Source organism: Faecalibacterium sp. Marseille-Q4164 (assembly GCF_017377545.1).
GTDB classification, from domain to species: domain Bacteria; phylum Bacillota; class Clostridia; order Oscillospirales; family Ruminococcaceae; genus Faecalibacterium; species Faecalibacterium duncaniae.
Genome location: NZ_JAFREJ010000009.1, coordinates 36921 through 52095 on the forward strand (window position 1 = coordinate 36921; position 15175 = coordinate 52095).

The window sequence follows — 15175 nt, forward strand, 5'->3', positions numbered from 1 at the left end:
ACAGCTGAGGTACCATACCCATGGCAGAACGTAAACCCATCATCTCATTCCGCAACTTTTCCTTCCAGTACCGCGCCCAGAAGCGCCCCACCCTGACCGATATCAATCTGGAGATCTACCCGGGGGAGCGGGTGCTCATTGCGGGCCCCTCCGGCAGCGGCAAGAGTACGCTGGCGGGGTGCATCAACGGGCTGAACCCGTTTTCCAACCCCGGTGAGTGCACCGGCACCCTGACCGTGGACGGTGTGGATGCGCCCCACAGCAGCCTCTTCGAGCTTTCGGCCCATGTGGGCACGGTGCTGCAGGATCCGGACGGCCAGTTCATCGGGCTGACCGTGGGCGAGGACATTGCCTTTGCACTGGAAAACAGCTGCACCCCACAGGATGAGATGCACGCCATCACCCGCCATGCCGCCGAGCTGGTGGGCATCGAGAATCATCTCGGCTATGCACCGCACGAGCTTTCGGGCGGGCAGAAGCAGCGGGTGAGCCTGGCGGGCGTGATGGTGGATCAGGTCAAGATCCTGCTCTTCGATGAGCCGCTGGCCAACCTCGACCCCGCCACCGGCAAGCAGGCCATTGAGCTGATCGACGAGATCCAGAAAAAGACGGACACCACAGTGCTCATCATCGAGCATCGGCTGGAGGATGTGCTCTGGCGGAACGTGGACCGCATCGTGCTGGTGAACGGCGGCACCATTCTGGCAGACCTGCGCCCGGATGAGCTGCTCTCGGGCAGCCTGCTGGCGGAAAACGGCATCCGGGAGCCGCTGTATGTCACGGCTCTGCGCTATGCCGGGGTGGATATCACTCCGGACAAGCACCCTGCCCATGTGGACAGTCTTGTGCTGGACGATACCGACACCCAAAAGCTCCGGGACTGGTTCACGGCCCGGCCCCGGCCCGCCGCGCAGCCGGAACGGGAGACGCTGCTGGAGGTAAAGGGCCTGTGTTTTGGCTACCAGAAAGGCCAGCAGACCCTGCGGGATGTCAGCTTCTCGATCGGCAAGGGGGAGATGGTGAGCATCGTGGGCCGGAACGGCGCAGGCAAATCTACCCTTTCCAAGCTCATCTGCGGCTTCGAGACCCCGGATGCGGGCGAGATCTTCCTGAACGGCAAGCCGCTGGCTGAGGAGAACATCCGCCGCCGCGCCCAGCACATTGGCTATGTGATGCAGAACCCCAACCAGATGATCTCCAAGACCATGATCTACGATGAGGTGGCTCTGGGCCTGCAGCGCTCCGGCCTGACCGAGGAGCAGATCCGGGAAAAGGTGGAGGCGACCCTCAGGGTCTGCGGTCTGTATCCCTTCCGGAACTGGCCCATCTCGGCACTGAGCTTCGGCCAGAAAAAGCGGGTGACCATTGCCAGCGTGCTGGTGCTCGACCCGGAGCTCATCCTTCTGGATGAGCCCACCGCCGGGCAGGATTTCCGGCACTATACCGACATCATGGAGTTCCTGCGGGGCCTGAATGCCCGGGGTGTGACGGTGGTGATGATCACCCATGACATGCACCTGATGCTGGAATACACCCGCCGCGCGCTGGTGTTCTGCGACGGACGGCTCATTGCCGACCGAACCGCGGCCGCCGTTCTGTGCGACCCCGCGCTGGTGGAGCAGGCTGCCCTGAAGGAGACCAGCCTGTACACGCTGGCCAACCGCTGCGGCATTGCGCCAGCACAGGAATTTGTAGAGAGATTTATTGAGCAGGACCGGGAGGTGAGAGAGGGTGGCCGCTAAGACTGTTTTGAATTATCTCCCCCGGGAGAGCGTCATCCATAAGATGACCGGAACCACCAAGCTGGCGTTCTTCCTGCTGTTCACCTTTGCCAGCATGATCACCTACAACACCTGGGTGCTGCTGGGCCTGTTGGTGGTCAGCCTGCTGGCCTTCAGGCTGAGCCGGATCAAATTCCGGGAAGTCCGGTTTATGATGACCTTCATGCTGGTGTTCCTGCTGCTGAACAACTTGTTCATCTTCCTGTTCGATCCCAATCAGGGTACCACCCTGTACGGCACCCGCACGGTGCTCTGCCACCTGTTCTGGCGGTATGACCTGACAGCGGAACAGTTGTTCTACATGATCAACATCAGCCTGAAATATTTTGTGGCCCTGCCGGTGGCCATCCTCTTTATCTCTGCCACCGACCCCAGCGAGTTTGCTGCCAGCCTGAACAGCATCGGCATCTCGTATAAAGTTGGCTATTCAGTGGCCATTGCCCTGCGCTACATCCCCGATATCCAGCGCGACTACCACAGCATCAGCCAGGCCCAGCAGGCCCGCGGCGTGGAGCTGGGCAAAAAGGAGCCTTTCTTCAAGCGGATGAAGAACTCTGTCAATATTCTGCTGCCGCTCATCCTGACCAGTCTGAACCGAATCGACACCATTTCCAACGCGATGGAGCTGCGCGGCTTCGGCAAGAACAGCAAGCGCACCTGGTATACCCAGCGCCCCTTTGCCCGGCGGGACTTCATTGCCCTGGGCGTGGGCGCGGTTCTGCTGCTCATCAGCCTGACCGTGACCATCCGCTTTGGAAGGTTCTATAACCCATTCCTCTGAACAAAAAGGCATCCCCGCACTTCCTGTTTCGGCAGGCCGTGCGGGGATGTTTTGTTTTTACAGACTGTTGGTTCAATGATGCCGCAAGAAAGAGGGGGCTGTGTTACGCCGCGTCCACGAACTTCTCCGGGTCTTCCACGGCATCGGTGATGGTCTCCTCCGCGTCATCGGAGGAGTCGGCAGGCTGCTCCGGGTGGAGCAGGGCGTTGAGCAGGTCACGGAAGTCGATCAGGCTGTCATCCACCTGCTGATTCCGGGCCAGCAGATCCTGCACCATGTCGGGCTTGTCGGTGATGAGGTCGTCCACGCCCAGCTCCAGCATGTGGGTGGCGACCTTTTCGCGATCGATGGTCCAGGCAGAGACGGTCTTGCCCCGCAGATGGACGGCGTTGACCATGCCGGAGGTGATAAAGGTGGTCTCCACGCTGAAAAAGTCGGCATCGGGCAGGTCGTAGTAGTTGCCTACGCCCAGAGCCAGAATGTAGCCGGTGGGGTACTCAGGGGCCAGCGCTTTGACCTTGTGCAGGGTCTCGTAGCTCTGGGAGGTGATGACGCAGTTGGAGCTGTCGAAGCCGTATTCCCGCAGCAGGCGTACGGTCTCAGCCTCCAGAGCAGGGGTGGCGGCGCTGGGCTTGATCTCCACGTTCAGGCCGATGCGGCCCCGGCAGAGCTGCAGCACCTGTTCCAGGGTGGGAATCCGGGTGTCGGCAAAGCGGCTGCTGAACCAGCGGCCTGCGTCCAGCTGTGCCACTTCGGCGTAGGTCAGATCATAGACTTTTGCGTTTTTGCCGGTGCAGCGTTTCAGGTTTGAATCGTGGGTCACCACGACCACGCCGTCGCTGGTCATCTGCACATCCAGCTCGATGCGGTCGCCGCCCTTGAGGATGGCCGACCGGAAGGCGGGAAGGGTGTTTTCGGGAGCCACGGTGCAGTCGCCCCGGTGGAAGGTGACCAGCGGGGTCACGCCGCCTACGGCGGTGAGCAGGGCATCGTCCTGGGGCAGGGCATAGAGGTAGACTGCCATCAGCCCGGTGACCAGCGTGACCCCGGCCACCGCAGCGGTGAGCAGGGGCCAGCCGCCAAAGCGGTGCGGTTTGCCCTCCGACAGCTCTTCCGGCGGGCAGTCACGGCAGCAATCGTAGAGGAATGCGATGATGGTGCACTGGGCCGTGGTGACCTTGCAGTCCAGCAAAAAGCCGAAGAAGGGAATCTCCAACAGATACAGCGCACGGGCGAGCAGCAGCATGGCGCGGGTGCTCCGCAGGCCGATCAGCGCCGCCACGCTGTAAACCAGCAGGGAAGCTCCGAAAAAGACCAGAACAGACCGGACCAGCGCACTGAGGTTCCACCGCAGCAGCACACCGGCCAGCCGGGGCAGCTGTGTTTTGACATGGGCTGCGCTCTCCTGAACGGCTTCCCACAGGCTTTTGCGTTCCAGCGTAAAGAGGGGGAGCACCAGGACCCAGAACAGGGTGAACAGGAACGCCGCACCCAGAATGAGAAGAAAAAGCACCAGATAGAGCGGCTTTGCCCGGACAAGCCCAAGGATGTACTCCGGCACAGCCAGCTGAGAGATATAGTTGTAAGCCACGAATACATCTGTAAAGGGGATGAGCAGGGCGCAGTAAAGCAGGATGGGCCAGTTTTTGGGGAGCAGGACATGGCGGATATCCCCCAGCGACCGGACGAACAGGGAAACAGGACGCAGTGTTTCACCCCGGCGGGCCAGCGCAAACCCGTGCAGGAGGATGGAAAAGCCGTAAAGGTTCCAGCACGCCGCCAGAAGGACGATGAGCACGATCCCGCCTAAAATGGTCGGTGAAGTAAAGATCTGATGCGCATTGTTGTTGGTCAGGTAGTTCACCGGTGAGCAGTGCAGTGTCAGCGACCAGATGCCATTCATGGCGGGCAGAAACAAAAGATAGGTCAGGACTTTGTACACCAGCACGGCTGTCAGAACGGCAGCGGAGGCCCGGTGCAGCAGGGTCAGGGCATGGTTCCGGGTGTCCTTGTAGGCCCGGTGTGCCCGCGTGAGGGAGCGGAAGAGATGCTTCAATTTGGATTCCACCTCGGTACTGGGATATGGTTCCGTCATTTTACAGTAGTATATCACAAAGCCGGGAAAAATGGAAACGACACGGATCGACAGTTTGTTCCAGAGGGCACAGGCGCTTTTCAGCGGAGCAAAAGCGTGTTACAATAGGGGCAGAGTAAAACAGACAGGGGAGGAACACCCAATGCAGATCATGGATCAATTCGGTGCAGCACCGGGGGCAGAGAGCGTCCGGATGCCCGATGGCACCGAGCGGACACTGGCGGCAGAGCACGCCGCGGCCATTCTGGTCAATGAACAGCCAGCCTTCCGGGTGGTCTGCACGCCGGAGCTGCTGCCGCAGCTGGCGCTGGGCCGCCTGCTGACCGAGGGCTGGATCACCGCCGCTGACGAGGTGGAGCGGGTGGCCGTCTGCGCACAGGGCCTCAAGATAAGCGTTCAGCTGCGCCACCCGCTGGCGGCAGCGGAACAGGCCGGGCAGGAGGTGCCCAGCTGCTGCACCGATAACCTGACGCTGGCCAGCCCGGTGCGGCTGCCGCCGCTGGCTCCGGTGCCCCAGCGGGAGATCCCCGCCGCATGGGTGGATGCGCTGGCCGATGCCATGGGGCAGGGCCTGCCGCTCTACCGTGCCACCCATGCCGTGCACAGCTGCCTGCTGCTGCGTGCGGGCAGGATCTTGTACCGGTGCGAGGATCTGGGCCGCCACAACGCGCTGGACAAGGCCGTGGGCTGCGCCCTGACAGAGGGTGTGCCGCTGGCGGAGTGTGTGCTCTTTACCAGCGGCCGGGTGCCGGTGGATATGGTGCGCAAGGCCATCCGGGCCGGTGTGCCCGCGCTGGTGAGCAAGAGTATGCCCACGGTACAGTCGCTGGAGCTGGCAGAGGAATATGGATTGAAACTGTTTATCCGGCAAAAGAAATGATTTCACCAAGAGGCAAGAGCTTTTGAGAGAAATTGTAGGGCTTTATTTGTGCGTATACGTTGACTAACCGGTGGAAAAGATGTTATTCTTATAACGAAGAAACCGTTCCGCACTGTTGCAGCAGGTGGAACGGCTGTTTTCGTGCCCGGGAGTTCCGGGCACAGCTGAATCAAACAGGCAGGTGATACAATTGAAGCAGGCAAATCATGCGCCGCAGTCCTTGTGGCGCAGGCGGCTGCCCGGCTATGCGGCCATGGGTGCGGCAACGCTTGCCATGGCGCTTGGCCTTGGCGGGCTGATGCACAGCCGCACCACGGTGGCCGGAACGGCTCTGCCGCTGGCAGATGCCGACGCTGCCACCTATGGTGTGAGCGCGGTGTACCAGCTGGATGACACCACGTATTATGTGGTGGGCAGCAAGCAGGGCTTCCAGAGCGAGGTGCAGGCCGGTGTGACGCTGGACCGCGACGGCAATGTGCTGGATGTGAAGATCCTGGCACAGGCCGAGACCGACAGCCTGGGTGCTCAGTGTGAGAACCCGGAGTTCACGGCCCAGTACCAGGGCGCAGCTCCCTTCACGCTGGCAGGCAAGCGCTACACTGTGACCGACCCGGCCACCGGCACGGCTTTTGCTGCCGCAGGCAGCGCCGAGACCGACGCTGCCCCCGCTGAGGCTTTCGACCCCGCCGCATGGCATGCGGGCGATACCTCCCCGGAGGCCGAGGCTACCCGGAAGATGTATGAAGCCGGGCTGACCCTCTCGGCCCTGAACGGCCAGCCGATGGACGACGCGCTCATCCCCCCGATGGACAACAGTGCTGAGGCTGTGGCACGGCGCAAGCTGTACGCGGCGTGTCTGAGCAAGAGCGCGCAGGACGGCGAGAAACAGTCAGTGCCTTATGCAGACTGGTCCGCTGAAAAGCAGGCCGAGTACAAGCTGCAGGCCGCTGATCTGACCACCCAGGGCAGTGCGGCCGACACGGTCAGCGCTGACATGACCCAGGTGGATGCACTTTCCGGTGCAACCATTACGTCCACGGCGGTCACGGACATCGTCAACAATTCTTATTTCTATGTAACCGAGGTGCTCTGCGCAGAGTGACCTCACGGAGGAATGGAAACCTATGGCAAAAACTGATTTTCTGACGGCTGACATGACCCGCCGTCAATTTATGAAGATCTCGGGCAAGAGCCTTGCAGGACTCACCCTTTCCGCATCTATGCTGTCCCTCTTTGGCTGCTCTCAGAAGCAGGTGGACGCCGGTGCTGTGGCGACCTGGGCACTGCCCCAGGGTCTGCTGGTGGTCAATGCTGATCTGTGCACAGGCTGCCAGCGGTGCGAGATCAACTGCACCCTGACCAACGACGGCGTGTGCTCTTCCTACATCAGCCGCGTCAAGATCCAGCGCCGCCTGAATCTGGACGGCGACGGCAACGGTCTGCTGTCCGGCACCGACAACTGCTTTGTCTACTTCCCGGATACCTGCCGCCAGTGTGAGGATCCCGCCTGCGGCAACGCATGCCCCCAGAAGGCCATTATCACCAATGAGCAGGGCATCCGCGTGGTCGATACCGACAAGTGCATCGGCTGCGGTGCCTGCGTGGAGGCCTGCCCCTGGCACATGCCCACCGTCAACCCCGAGACCGGCAAGTCCTCCAAGTGCATCGCCTGCGGTGCCTGCGTGGCGGGCTGCCCGTCCGGCGCTCTGTCCATCGTGGACTGGGATGCCGTTACCAGCGCAGCACAGGCTGCTTACAAGGATCTGTAAGGAGGAACAACAATGGCTGAAACCTATGGCTGGGCAGGCAAGATCCTGCGCGTCAACCTGACCACCGGTGAGATCACCACCCAGGACGACGCAAAATACCATAAATATATCGGCGGTATGGGCATGGCCTACCGCATCATGTACGAGGAAGCTCCCATGGAGCTGGACCCCTATGACGAGAAGGCTCTGGTCATCTTTGGTGTCGGCCCCCTGACCGGTGCCGGCGTGCCCTGCTCCGGCCGTATGAACGTGACCTTCCGTTCTACCTGGTCCAAGGGCCACTCCATCATCGATGCACACATGGGCGGCCACATCGGCTCCATGCTGAAGTATGCCGGTTACGACGGCATCGTTGTCAGCGGCATCTCCGAAAAGCCCGTCTACCTGCGCATCGAGGACGGCGAGGTCTCTCTGGAGGACGCAAGCGAGATCTGGGGCAAGGGTACCTTTGCTGCCAACAAGTGGATGGTGGAGCAGAACGGCCGTGAGTTCGAGACTGCTTCCATCGGCCCCGCCGGTGAGAACCTGGTGGATTACTCCACCCTGAACACCAGCTTCGGCAACTCCGGCGGTGCCGGTCTGGGCGCTGCCATGGGCAACAAGAAGCTGAAGGGCCTGGCCATCCGCGGCACCGGCAGCGTCAAGGTGGCTGACCCCAAGAAGGTGCTGGAGCTCTCCAACTACATGATGGGCAACCTGATCGGCGGCAACAACAACCACAATGTGCCCGCACAGCCCCAGAGCTGGGCAGAGTACAGCGCCACCTCCGGCAAGAACCGCTGGTCCGGCGCTCCCGGCCGTATGTGGAAGAAGGCTCCCGGCGGCCCCGTGGATACCGGCGAGCAGCCCTACAACGATATCAACAAGGTGGCTCTGCGCTGCTTCAAGGGCTACTTCGACTTCGGCGCTCCGGCTGCGGAGTACACCGTGAAGAACGGCGGCTGCTCCTCCTGCCCCATCCGCTGCTACACTGAGTACGATGTGGATCCGCTGGCCGATTACGACCTGCCCACCCACAACTCCAACACCTGTATGCCTGTGCTGTACGGCACCCGCGTCTATCCGGACGGCGTGCACGATTTCAAGTACGAAGGCGACGGCACCATGGTCATCAACCTGGCATGGTCTCATGCTGTGGACGATATGGGCCTGTGGGACAACTACGGCAACCTGAACCGCGACCTGCTGTGGATCCTGCGGATGCCCCGCGAAGAGGCCACCAAGTACATCAGCGAGGCTGAGTACGACTCTCTGCCCTGGGAGTGGGAGAAGGCTGGCGATCCCCGCTGGGAGGTGGAGCTGATCCGCCGCATGGCTTACGGTGAGGGCGACCTGTCCGTGATCGCCAAGGGCACCCTGGCCATGATGGAGAAGTTCGGCCTGCCCAAGAGCTGGCTGGACCGCGACGATGGTGCCACCAACTCCAACCTGATCTACAACGGCTTCCCCAACCACCACGGCCCTGCTGAGGCATGGCAGGTGGGTATGCTGTACAACCTCGTCTACAACCGCGACTGCATGATCCACGAGATCGTCTGCGAGACCGGCTCCGGTGCTCCCTATGATGTGACCAAGAAGGTCATGGAGGACTTCTTCGGCGAGGGCTGCTACGATAAGGCCAAGGCCTACACTCCCATCAACGAGAACAAGGCAAAGCTGGCTGCATACTGCGTCAACGACAAGAACTTCCACGACTCCGCCACCCTGTGCAACTGGATGTGGCCCATGACCCAGTCTCCCTCCAAGGAGCGCGAGTACCACGGCGACCTGGATCTGCAGGCAGACTTTATGACTGCTGTTACTGGCGAGACCTATACCCAGGCCGATCTGCAGGAGGACGGTGCCCGCATCACCCAGATGCTGCGCGCGATGACCGCCATCAGCTTCCAGCAGAACTGCGGCAGCGCAAACCTGCGTCAGGAGCACGATGCCATCTGTGATTGGGTGTTCGATAAGGACCCCGACTTCAAGGCATTCGAGGAAGGCACCACCAAGCTGGACCGTGCCGACATGGAAAAGGCAAAGGATCTGTTCTACGACATCTTCGGCTGGGACCGCACCACCGGTGTGCCCACCCGCGAGACGCTGGAGAAGTATGATCTGGCTGACATGGCCGATGATCTGGAAAAGCGCGGCATCTACGCCCAGAACACCGCAGCAGCTGAATAAATCCCATAGAAAGAGGAACGATCGTCATGTTGTTTGGCAGACGTAAACCCGGCTACACCACCACTGTGGACAGCAGCGTGGACCCGGAGCAGGCCGTTCTGGACCTGCAGAAGGCAGAGCTGGCCGCCAAGAAAAAGCCCAAGGCAGAGGTGTTCGACATCGATGCCGCCAGCGAGACGGCCCGCCGCCTGAAGGAAACGGGCAGCAGCTTTGACGGCAGCGCCGCCAAGACCGGCGAGGATGTGATCGCCGCCGTGGAGCGGGAGACCGCAGAGCTTGCAGCAATGCAGGCTGCCGGGGCCGCACCCGAAGCCGCCGAAACTGTGCAGGACGAGGCCGCAAAGCCTCAGCTGCTGGATTTTCTGGCCGGTGAGCCGGAGGCTGAAAACGATCCCTTTGCGGATCAGCCCACCAAGACCGCGCCGGAGCTGCCGGAGCTGACCCCCGCGCAGGAGCTGGCCGGTTACATCCGTTCCCGCAGCGCCGCCGCGCTTGTCACGCCCCACGCACTGCTGGTCAGTGAGGTGGAGAACGCCGATGAGCTGTTGGCTCAGATGCCGCAGGACCCCCAGTGCGAGGATATCGTTGTCCGTGCAGGCGCAAAGGATACCTACTATTACTCCAACGCCAACATGAGCGACAACTACGCCATGATCGCCCAGCTCATTGAGGACAAAGACCTCTGTGTCATGTTTGCTGAGATGGTGCGCTTCAATGCACGGGTCTACCCCAGTGCCACCCCGCTGAAGTACTTCCAGCGCTCCCCCTACGGCCTTGCGCCGGAGGAGATCGAGCAGACCTGGAAGACCATGCAGGGCAGGCCGGAGTTTGCCGACATCGAGGAGCTGACCAACAATCAGAACGAGCGGTTCCTCTTCTCCACCCAGCACCTCACCCGCCGCTATGCAAAAGCCATCAGCGACGTGGATGATTTCTGCGACTAAAAGATCATACACAATTGAATAGGGTACAAGAGCTTCTTTGAGCAAGGCTGTCTAAACCCCGCAGGGGGCAGGACACCGCGCCGCAATGCTAAGGGCCAACGCCGGCATTCAAGGGTGGCAGGGGAAACCCGGCCGCCTTCCCGCAGAAGAAACGCTGCAATTTGAAAAAAAGAACTCCTCCCATCCACCGTTCCGGAGCGTTGCCTCCTTCCCGTTGCTGCAACAGCGGAAAAGGAAGCGGCTCCCTCGGCGTGGCGGCCTGCAAGCTGCCGCTCCGGGCCATGTTCGGTTTTTTGCGGGGGCGTTTTGATTTTCGGTCAGAACGTCTCCGCTTTTTTTCACCTGCCGATCGAAAAGAGATCTCCCCGGGAGTTTGTCCGGGCCATAGAGGGCAAACTGTGCCCCGGGGAGCGATGGAGGATTTTTGCAATGAAACAGCCTTTTTGCACGCCAGCCCAGGCCCTGCGCCGGGTGCTGGATGCTGCTGCGGCTCTTCCAGTGCCTGCCACGGAGCGGGTGCCGCTGGATGATGCCTGTGGGCGGATCGCAGCCCGGGACCTGTGCGCCCGGATGGATCAGCCCCCTTTTGACCGGAGCCCTCTGGATGGTTATGCCCTCCACAGTGCCGACACGGCCGGGGCGGGGGAGGAGACCCCTGTCACCCTGCCGGTGGTGATGAAGCTCTACGCCGGGGATGCCCCCGCCGCTGTCCTGCCTGCCGGGTGTGCCGCCCGCATTATGACCGGCGCACCTCTGCCCCCGGGCGCGGACTGCGTTCTGATGCAGGAGCTGACCGACGGCGGGGAGGAGCAGGTGCGCATTTACGCCCGGCTTCAGCCCAACGCCAATGTGGTGTTCCGGGGTGAGGACATCGCCGCCGGTGCCCCCATTGCCGCTGCCGGAACTGTGCTGACCCCGGCGCACATCGGTGTGCTGGCCGGCCAGGGCATCCCGGATGCCGAGGTCTTCCGCCCCCTGACCGTGGGCGTGCTTGCTACCGGCAGTGAGCTGCTGGAAGCGGGTGAGGCCTGGGCTCCCGGCAAGATCTACGATGCCAACGGGATCCAGAATGCCGCCCGCCTGCGGCAGCTGGGCTTTGCCGTGGAGCGCACCCACTGCTCGGATGACCCGGAGGAGATCACCGCCCGGATGCAGGACCTGCTCACCCGGTGTGATGCCGTCATCACCAGCGGCGGTGTTTCGGTGGGGCAGAAGGATTACCTGCCCACAGTGCTGGAAATGCTGCACGCAGAGCCTGTTTTTGCCGGGGTGGCCCAGAAGCCCGGCAGCCCCATGATCGCTGCACAGGTGGGAGAAAAGCTGGTGTTCTGTCTGTCCGGCAATCCCTTTGCCGCTGCTGCCACGCTGGAGCAGTATGCCGTTCCGGCCCTGCTGCGGGCCGCAGGGCGGCGGGAAGAGGACTGCATCCCGGTGCGCTCCCGGGGCAGGCTGACCACCGGCTTTTCCAAGCCCAGCAAGGGAACCCGCTTTCTGCGGGCCAGAGCGCTGGGCGGCCTGGTGGAGATCCCCGGCGAGGGCAACGCGGAGGCGCATTCCTCGGGCAGTCTGTCGGCCATGATGGGCTGCAACTGCCTGGTGGAGCTGCCTGCGGGCAGCGGCCCGGTGGCTCCGGGCGAAGAAGTGGAGGTACTGAACTTTGTACAGTGAAAAGAAACAGGCGCTTGCTGCCGAGCTGCGCCTGAAGCGCCCGGCTGTGCTGGCCGTGAGCGGTGCGCACAACAGCGGCAAAACGACTTTGTTGGAAAAACTCATCCCCCTGCTGCGGGCACGGGGCCTGAAGGTGGGTGTCATCAAGCATGACGGCCACGATTTCACCCCCGACGTGCCGGGCACCGACAGCTTCCGCCTGCGGGAGGCCGGGGCCGAGGGCGTGGCGGTCTTTTCGGGCAGCCGCTACCTGCTGACGGAGGAATTCCGCCTGAATGAGCAGGATCTGCTGGCCCTGTTTGAGCGCCACGGCTATGATCTGGTGCTGATGGAGGGCTTCAAGGAGAGCGGCTGGCCCAAGATCGAGGTGGTGCGCAAGGCTGTCTCGGAGGAGCCTGTCTCCTTTGAGCCGCTGGCCATCGTGGGGGATGTTCCGGGTGCGGATTTTGCACTGGACGAGCCCGCAGTGCTGGCCGACTGGATCGCTGCACAGATGCCTGCATTGTAACAGGGGGAGGAAGAAACCATGAAACTGATCCGTACCGAAGACGCGGCAGGGCAGGTGCTCTGCCACGATATCACCCAGATCATCCCGGGTGAGTTCAAGGGGGCCCGCTTCAAAAAGGGCCACATCATTCAGCCCGAGGATATTCCGGTGCTGCTGAGCATCGGCAAGGAAAACCTCTATGTCTGGGAGAAAAAGCCCGGCATCCTCCACGAGGACGAAGCTGCCGCCCTGCTCTACAAGGCCGCTGCCGGTCAGAATATCCACGGCACCGAGCCCCGGGAGGGCAAGATCGAACTGATCGCTGACTGCGACGGTCTGCTCAAGATCGACCGCAGGGCCCTGCTGGCAGTGAACAGCACCCCCCAGATGATGATCGCCACGATCCACGGCGATCTGCCTGTGAAAAAGGGAGCCAAGCTGGCTGGTACCCGCATCATCCCGCTGGTCATTGAGCAGGAGAAGATGGAGGCCATGCAGGCTGCTGCCGGGCCGAAGCCCATCCTGAACGTGCTGCCCTTCCACCAGAAGAAGTTTGCCGTTATCACCACCGGCAGCGAGGTGTTCAAGGGCCGCATTGAGGACAAGTTTACTCCCATCCTCGAGCAAAAGCTGGCGGTGTATGGCTGTGAGATGGCCTTCCACAAGGTCTGTGATGATGACCCGGCGGGCATCACGGCTGCCATTCTGGAAGCAAAGGCCGCAGGCTGTGAGCTGATCTTTACCACCGGCGGCATGAGCGTGGACCCGGACGACCGCACCCCGCTGGCCATCAGGAACACCGGGGCTGAAATTATTACCTACGGTGCGCCCGTGCTGCCCGGTGCCATGTTCCTGGTCAGCTATCTGGACGGTGTGCCGGTCTGCGGCCTGCCCGGCTGTGTGATGTACGCCAAGCGCACCATTTTTGACCTGCTGCTGCCCCGCCTGCTGGCCGATGACCCCATCACCGCCGAGGATATCGCCCGTCTGGGCGAGGGCGGCCTCTGCCTGGGCTGCGCCGAGTGCCACTGGCCCAACTGCGGCTTCGGACACTGCTGAAACCCTCTCAGTCAAAGCCTTTCGGCTTTGCCAGCTCCCCCGCAGAGGGAGCTTAACTAAGGTGAAAAAATATGAGTGAAAATAATCTGACACATTTTGATGCCGCCGGAAACGCTGTGATGGTGGATGTGAGCGAAAAGCCCGTCACGGCCCGGGAGGCCACGGCCCACGGCATCATTACCATGAATGCGGATGCCTTTGCCGCCGTGGAAAGCGGTACCGTGAAAAAAGGCGATGTGCTGGGCGTGGCCCGGGTAGCCGGCATCATGGCCACCAAGCGCACCAGCGAGCTGATCCCCCTGTGCCACCCGCTGCCGCTGACCAAGGTGCAGATCGAGTTTGACCTGCTGCCCGAGCGCCGGGCTGTGGAAGCACGCTGCACGGTCAAGACCAGTGGCGTGACCGGCGTGGAGATGGAGGCCCTGACCGGCGTTTCCACCGCCCTGCTCACCATCTATGACATGTGCAAGGCTGTGGATAAGGGCATGGAGCTGGGCGAGATCCATCTGGTGGAAAAGACCGGCGGCAAGAGCGGACATTACATCCGGGCGGAGGGCGGCTATGTTTGATTCCAAGGGCCGCAATATCCATTATCTCCGCCTTTCCGTGACCGACCTGTGCAACCTGCGCTGCCGCTACTGTATGCCGGACGGCGTGGACAAGCTGGAACGGGAGGATATCCTGACTTACGAGGAATTCCTGCGCCTTGCCGCTCTGTTTGCCCGGTGCGGGGTGGATACCGTGCGGGTCACCGGCGGCGAACCGCTGGTGCGCAAGGGCGTGGAGCAGTTGGTCAAAGGGCTGAAAGCCATCCCCGGCATCCGGAAGGTCACCATGACCACCAACGCCGTCCTGTTGGAACAGCAGCTGCCCGCCCTGCTGGAGGCCGGACTGGACAGCGTGAACATCAGTCTGGATACGCTGGACCCCGCCCTGTTTGCAAAGATCACGGCCCGGGATGAATTTGCCGCCGTGCAGGCGGGCATCCATGCCGCGCTGGAAAGCGGCATTCCGGTCAAGCTGAACTGCGTGCCCCAGGTGGGCGTGAACGAGGGCGAGCTGGAAGCGCTGGCCGCTCTGGCACAGGACAAGCCCCTGCAGGTGCGGTTCATCGAGATGATGCCCATCGGCTACGGGGCGGCCATGCCCTGTATCTCCGGCCCGGAGCTGCTGGCCCGCTTTCGCAGGCGCTGGCCGGAGCTGGCCCCGCTGCCCGGGGCAGCATGTGCCGCGCTGGGCGATGGCCCGGCGGTCTATTACACCGTGCCGGGCTGGAAAGGGGATATCGGCTTCATTGCCGCTGTCCACGGCAAGTTCTGCGCCTCCTGCAACCGGGTGCGGCTGACCAGCCAGGGCTTTCTGCGCCCCTGCCTTGCCAGTGAGGCCGGATGTGACCTGAAAGCCCTGCTGCGCAGTGGCGCGTCTGACGAAGAGCTGCTGACTGCCATCCGTACCACCATCTGGGAAAAGCCCCAGGAACATCATTTTGAATTGAAACAGGACATCCCAGCGACCCGGGGCATGTACCGAATTGGAGGATAA

The 15175-nt window shown here is 62.1% G+C and carries 13 protein-coding genes; 12 read left to right on the forward strand and 1 reads right to left on the reverse strand.

Annotated features, from left to right (window positions below; genetic code table 11):
- The first annotated feature begins 20 nt into the window (after nucleotides 1-20).
- Together J3352_RS09265 and J3352_RS09270 are read left to right on the forward strand one after the other, a co-directional pair.
- The gene (locus J3352_RS09265) at nucleotides 21-1742 is read left to right on the forward strand and encodes an ABC transporter ATP-binding protein (protein ID WP_156065253.1); all 1722 of its coding nucleotides are present in this window, start codon (nucleotides 21-23) and stop codon (nucleotides 1740-1742) included.
- A complete protein-coding gene (locus J3352_RS09270; protein WP_156065250.1) occupies nucleotides 1732-2562 on the forward strand; it encodes an energy-coupling factor transporter transmembrane protein EcfT in 831 nt (276 codons plus the stop codon). Before J3352_RS09265 ends, J3352_RS09270 begins: the two co-directional genes overlap by 11 nt.
- Before the next feature lie 103 nt (nucleotides 2563-2665).
- On the opposite strand, the gene J3352_RS09275 is transcribed toward J3352_RS09270, so the two are convergent.
- Entirely contained in the window at nucleotides 2666-4618 is a 1953-nt protein-coding gene (locus tag J3352_RS09275) for a glycerophosphodiester phosphodiesterase family protein (RefSeq protein ID WP_242699925.1), read from the reverse strand.
- 181 nt (nucleotides 4619-4799) lie between these two features.
- Here J3352_RS09275 and J3352_RS09280 point away from each other — a divergent pair, with 181 nt between their 5' ends.
- The 10 genes from J3352_RS09280 (at nucleotide 4800) to moaA (ending at nucleotide 15175) form a co-directional block, all read left to right on the forward strand.
- Complete coding sequence (locus J3352_RS09280; RefSeq protein ID WP_156065244.1) at nucleotides 4800-5537, forward strand: formate dehydrogenase accessory sulfurtransferase FdhD; 738 nt, start codon at nucleotides 4800-4802, stop codon at nucleotides 5535-5537.
- Nucleotides 5538-5718: 181 nt separating this feature from the next.
- Nucleotides 5719-6639 (forward strand): FMN-binding protein, encoded by a 921-nt coding sequence (locus J3352_RS09285; protein WP_370569100.1) that lies wholly within the window; start codon nucleotides 5719-5721, stop codon nucleotides 6637-6639.
- 22 nt (nucleotides 6640-6661) lie between these two features.
- Nucleotides 6662-7306 (forward strand): ferredoxin-like protein, encoded by a 645-nt coding sequence (locus J3352_RS09290; protein ID WP_097770542.1) that lies wholly within the window; start codon nucleotides 6662-6664, stop codon nucleotides 7304-7306.
- A 12-nt stretch (nucleotides 7307-7318) separates the two neighbouring features.
- Nucleotides 7319-9475: an aldehyde ferredoxin oxidoreductase N-terminal domain-containing protein gene (locus J3352_RS09295; RefSeq protein ID WP_005931922.1), complete on the forward strand. Its 2157-nt coding sequence runs from the start codon at nucleotides 7319-7321 to the stop codon at nucleotides 9473-9475.
- Nucleotides 9476-9501: 26 nt separating this feature from the next.
- Nucleotides 9502-10419: a hypothetical protein gene (locus J3352_RS09300; protein WP_156065238.1), complete on the forward strand. Its 918-nt coding sequence runs from the start codon at nucleotides 9502-9504 to the stop codon at nucleotides 10417-10419.
- A 429-nt stretch (nucleotides 10420-10848) separates the two neighbouring features.
- Nucleotides 10849-12087 carry a gephyrin-like molybdotransferase Glp gene (glp, locus tag J3352_RS09305; RefSeq protein ID WP_156065235.1) on the forward strand — a complete coding sequence of 413 codons (1239 nt, stop codon included), beginning with the start codon at nucleotides 10849-10851 and terminating at the stop codon, nucleotides 12085-12087.
- On the forward strand, nucleotides 12077-12595 hold the full coding sequence (gene mobB / locus J3352_RS09310) for a molybdopterin-guanine dinucleotide biosynthesis protein B (protein WP_156065232.1): 519 nt from the start codon (nucleotides 12077-12079) through the stop codon (nucleotides 12593-12595). The genes glp and mobB overlap by 11 nt, the downstream gene beginning before the upstream one ends.
- 18 nt (nucleotides 12596-12613) lie before the next feature.
- On the forward strand, nucleotides 12614-13633 hold the full coding sequence (locus tag J3352_RS09315) for a molybdopterin-binding protein (protein ID WP_005931904.1): 1020 nt from the start codon (nucleotides 12614-12616) through the stop codon (nucleotides 13631-13633).
- 71 nt (nucleotides 13634-13704) lie between these two features.
- Nucleotides 13705-14202 carry a cyclic pyranopterin monophosphate synthase MoaC gene (moaC, locus tag J3352_RS09320; protein WP_005931901.1) on the forward strand — a complete coding sequence of 166 codons (498 nt, stop codon included), beginning with the start codon at nucleotides 13705-13707 and terminating at the stop codon, nucleotides 14200-14202.
- Nucleotides 14195-15175: a GTP 3',8-cyclase MoaA gene (moaA, locus tag J3352_RS09325; RefSeq protein ID WP_098925117.1), complete on the forward strand. Its 981-nt coding sequence runs from the start codon at nucleotides 14195-14197 to the stop codon at nucleotides 15173-15175. Before moaC ends, moaA begins: the two co-directional genes overlap by 8 nt.

Excerpts from the sequence above, each read along its gene's own strand:
- J3352_RS09315 (WP_005931904.1), top strand. The coding sequence starts at position 12,614 with ATGAAACTGATCCGTACCGAAGACGCGGCAGGGCAGGTGCTCTGCCAC.
- moaC (WP_005931901.1), top strand. The coding sequence starts at position 13,705 with ATGAGTGAAAATAATCTGACACATTTTGATGCCGCCGGAAACGCTGTG.
- J3352_RS09280 (WP_156065244.1), top strand. The coding sequence starts at position 4,800 with ATGCAGATCATGGATCAATTCGGTGCAGCACCGGGGGCAGAGAGCGTC.
- J3352_RS09265 (WP_156065253.1), top strand. The coding sequence starts at position 21 with ATGGCAGAACGTAAACCCATCATCTCATTCCGCAACTTTTCCTTCCAG.
- J3352_RS09290 (WP_097770542.1), top strand. The coding sequence starts at position 6,662 with ATGGCAAAAACTGATTTTCTGACGGCTGACATGACCCGCCGTCAATTT.
- glp (WP_156065235.1), top strand. The coding sequence starts at position 10,849 with ATGAAACAGCCTTTTTGCACGCCAGCCCAGGCCCTGCGCCGGGTGCTG.
- moaA (WP_098925117.1), top strand. The coding sequence starts at position 14,195 with ATGTTTGATTCCAAGGGCCGCAATATCCATTATCTCCGCCTTTCCGTG.
- J3352_RS09295 (WP_005931922.1), top strand. The coding sequence starts at position 7,319 with ATGGCTGAAACCTATGGCTGGGCAGGCAAGATCCTGCGCGTCAACCTG.
- J3352_RS09300 (WP_156065238.1), top strand. The coding sequence starts at position 9,502 with ATGTTGTTTGGCAGACGTAAACCCGGCTACACCACCACTGTGGACAGC.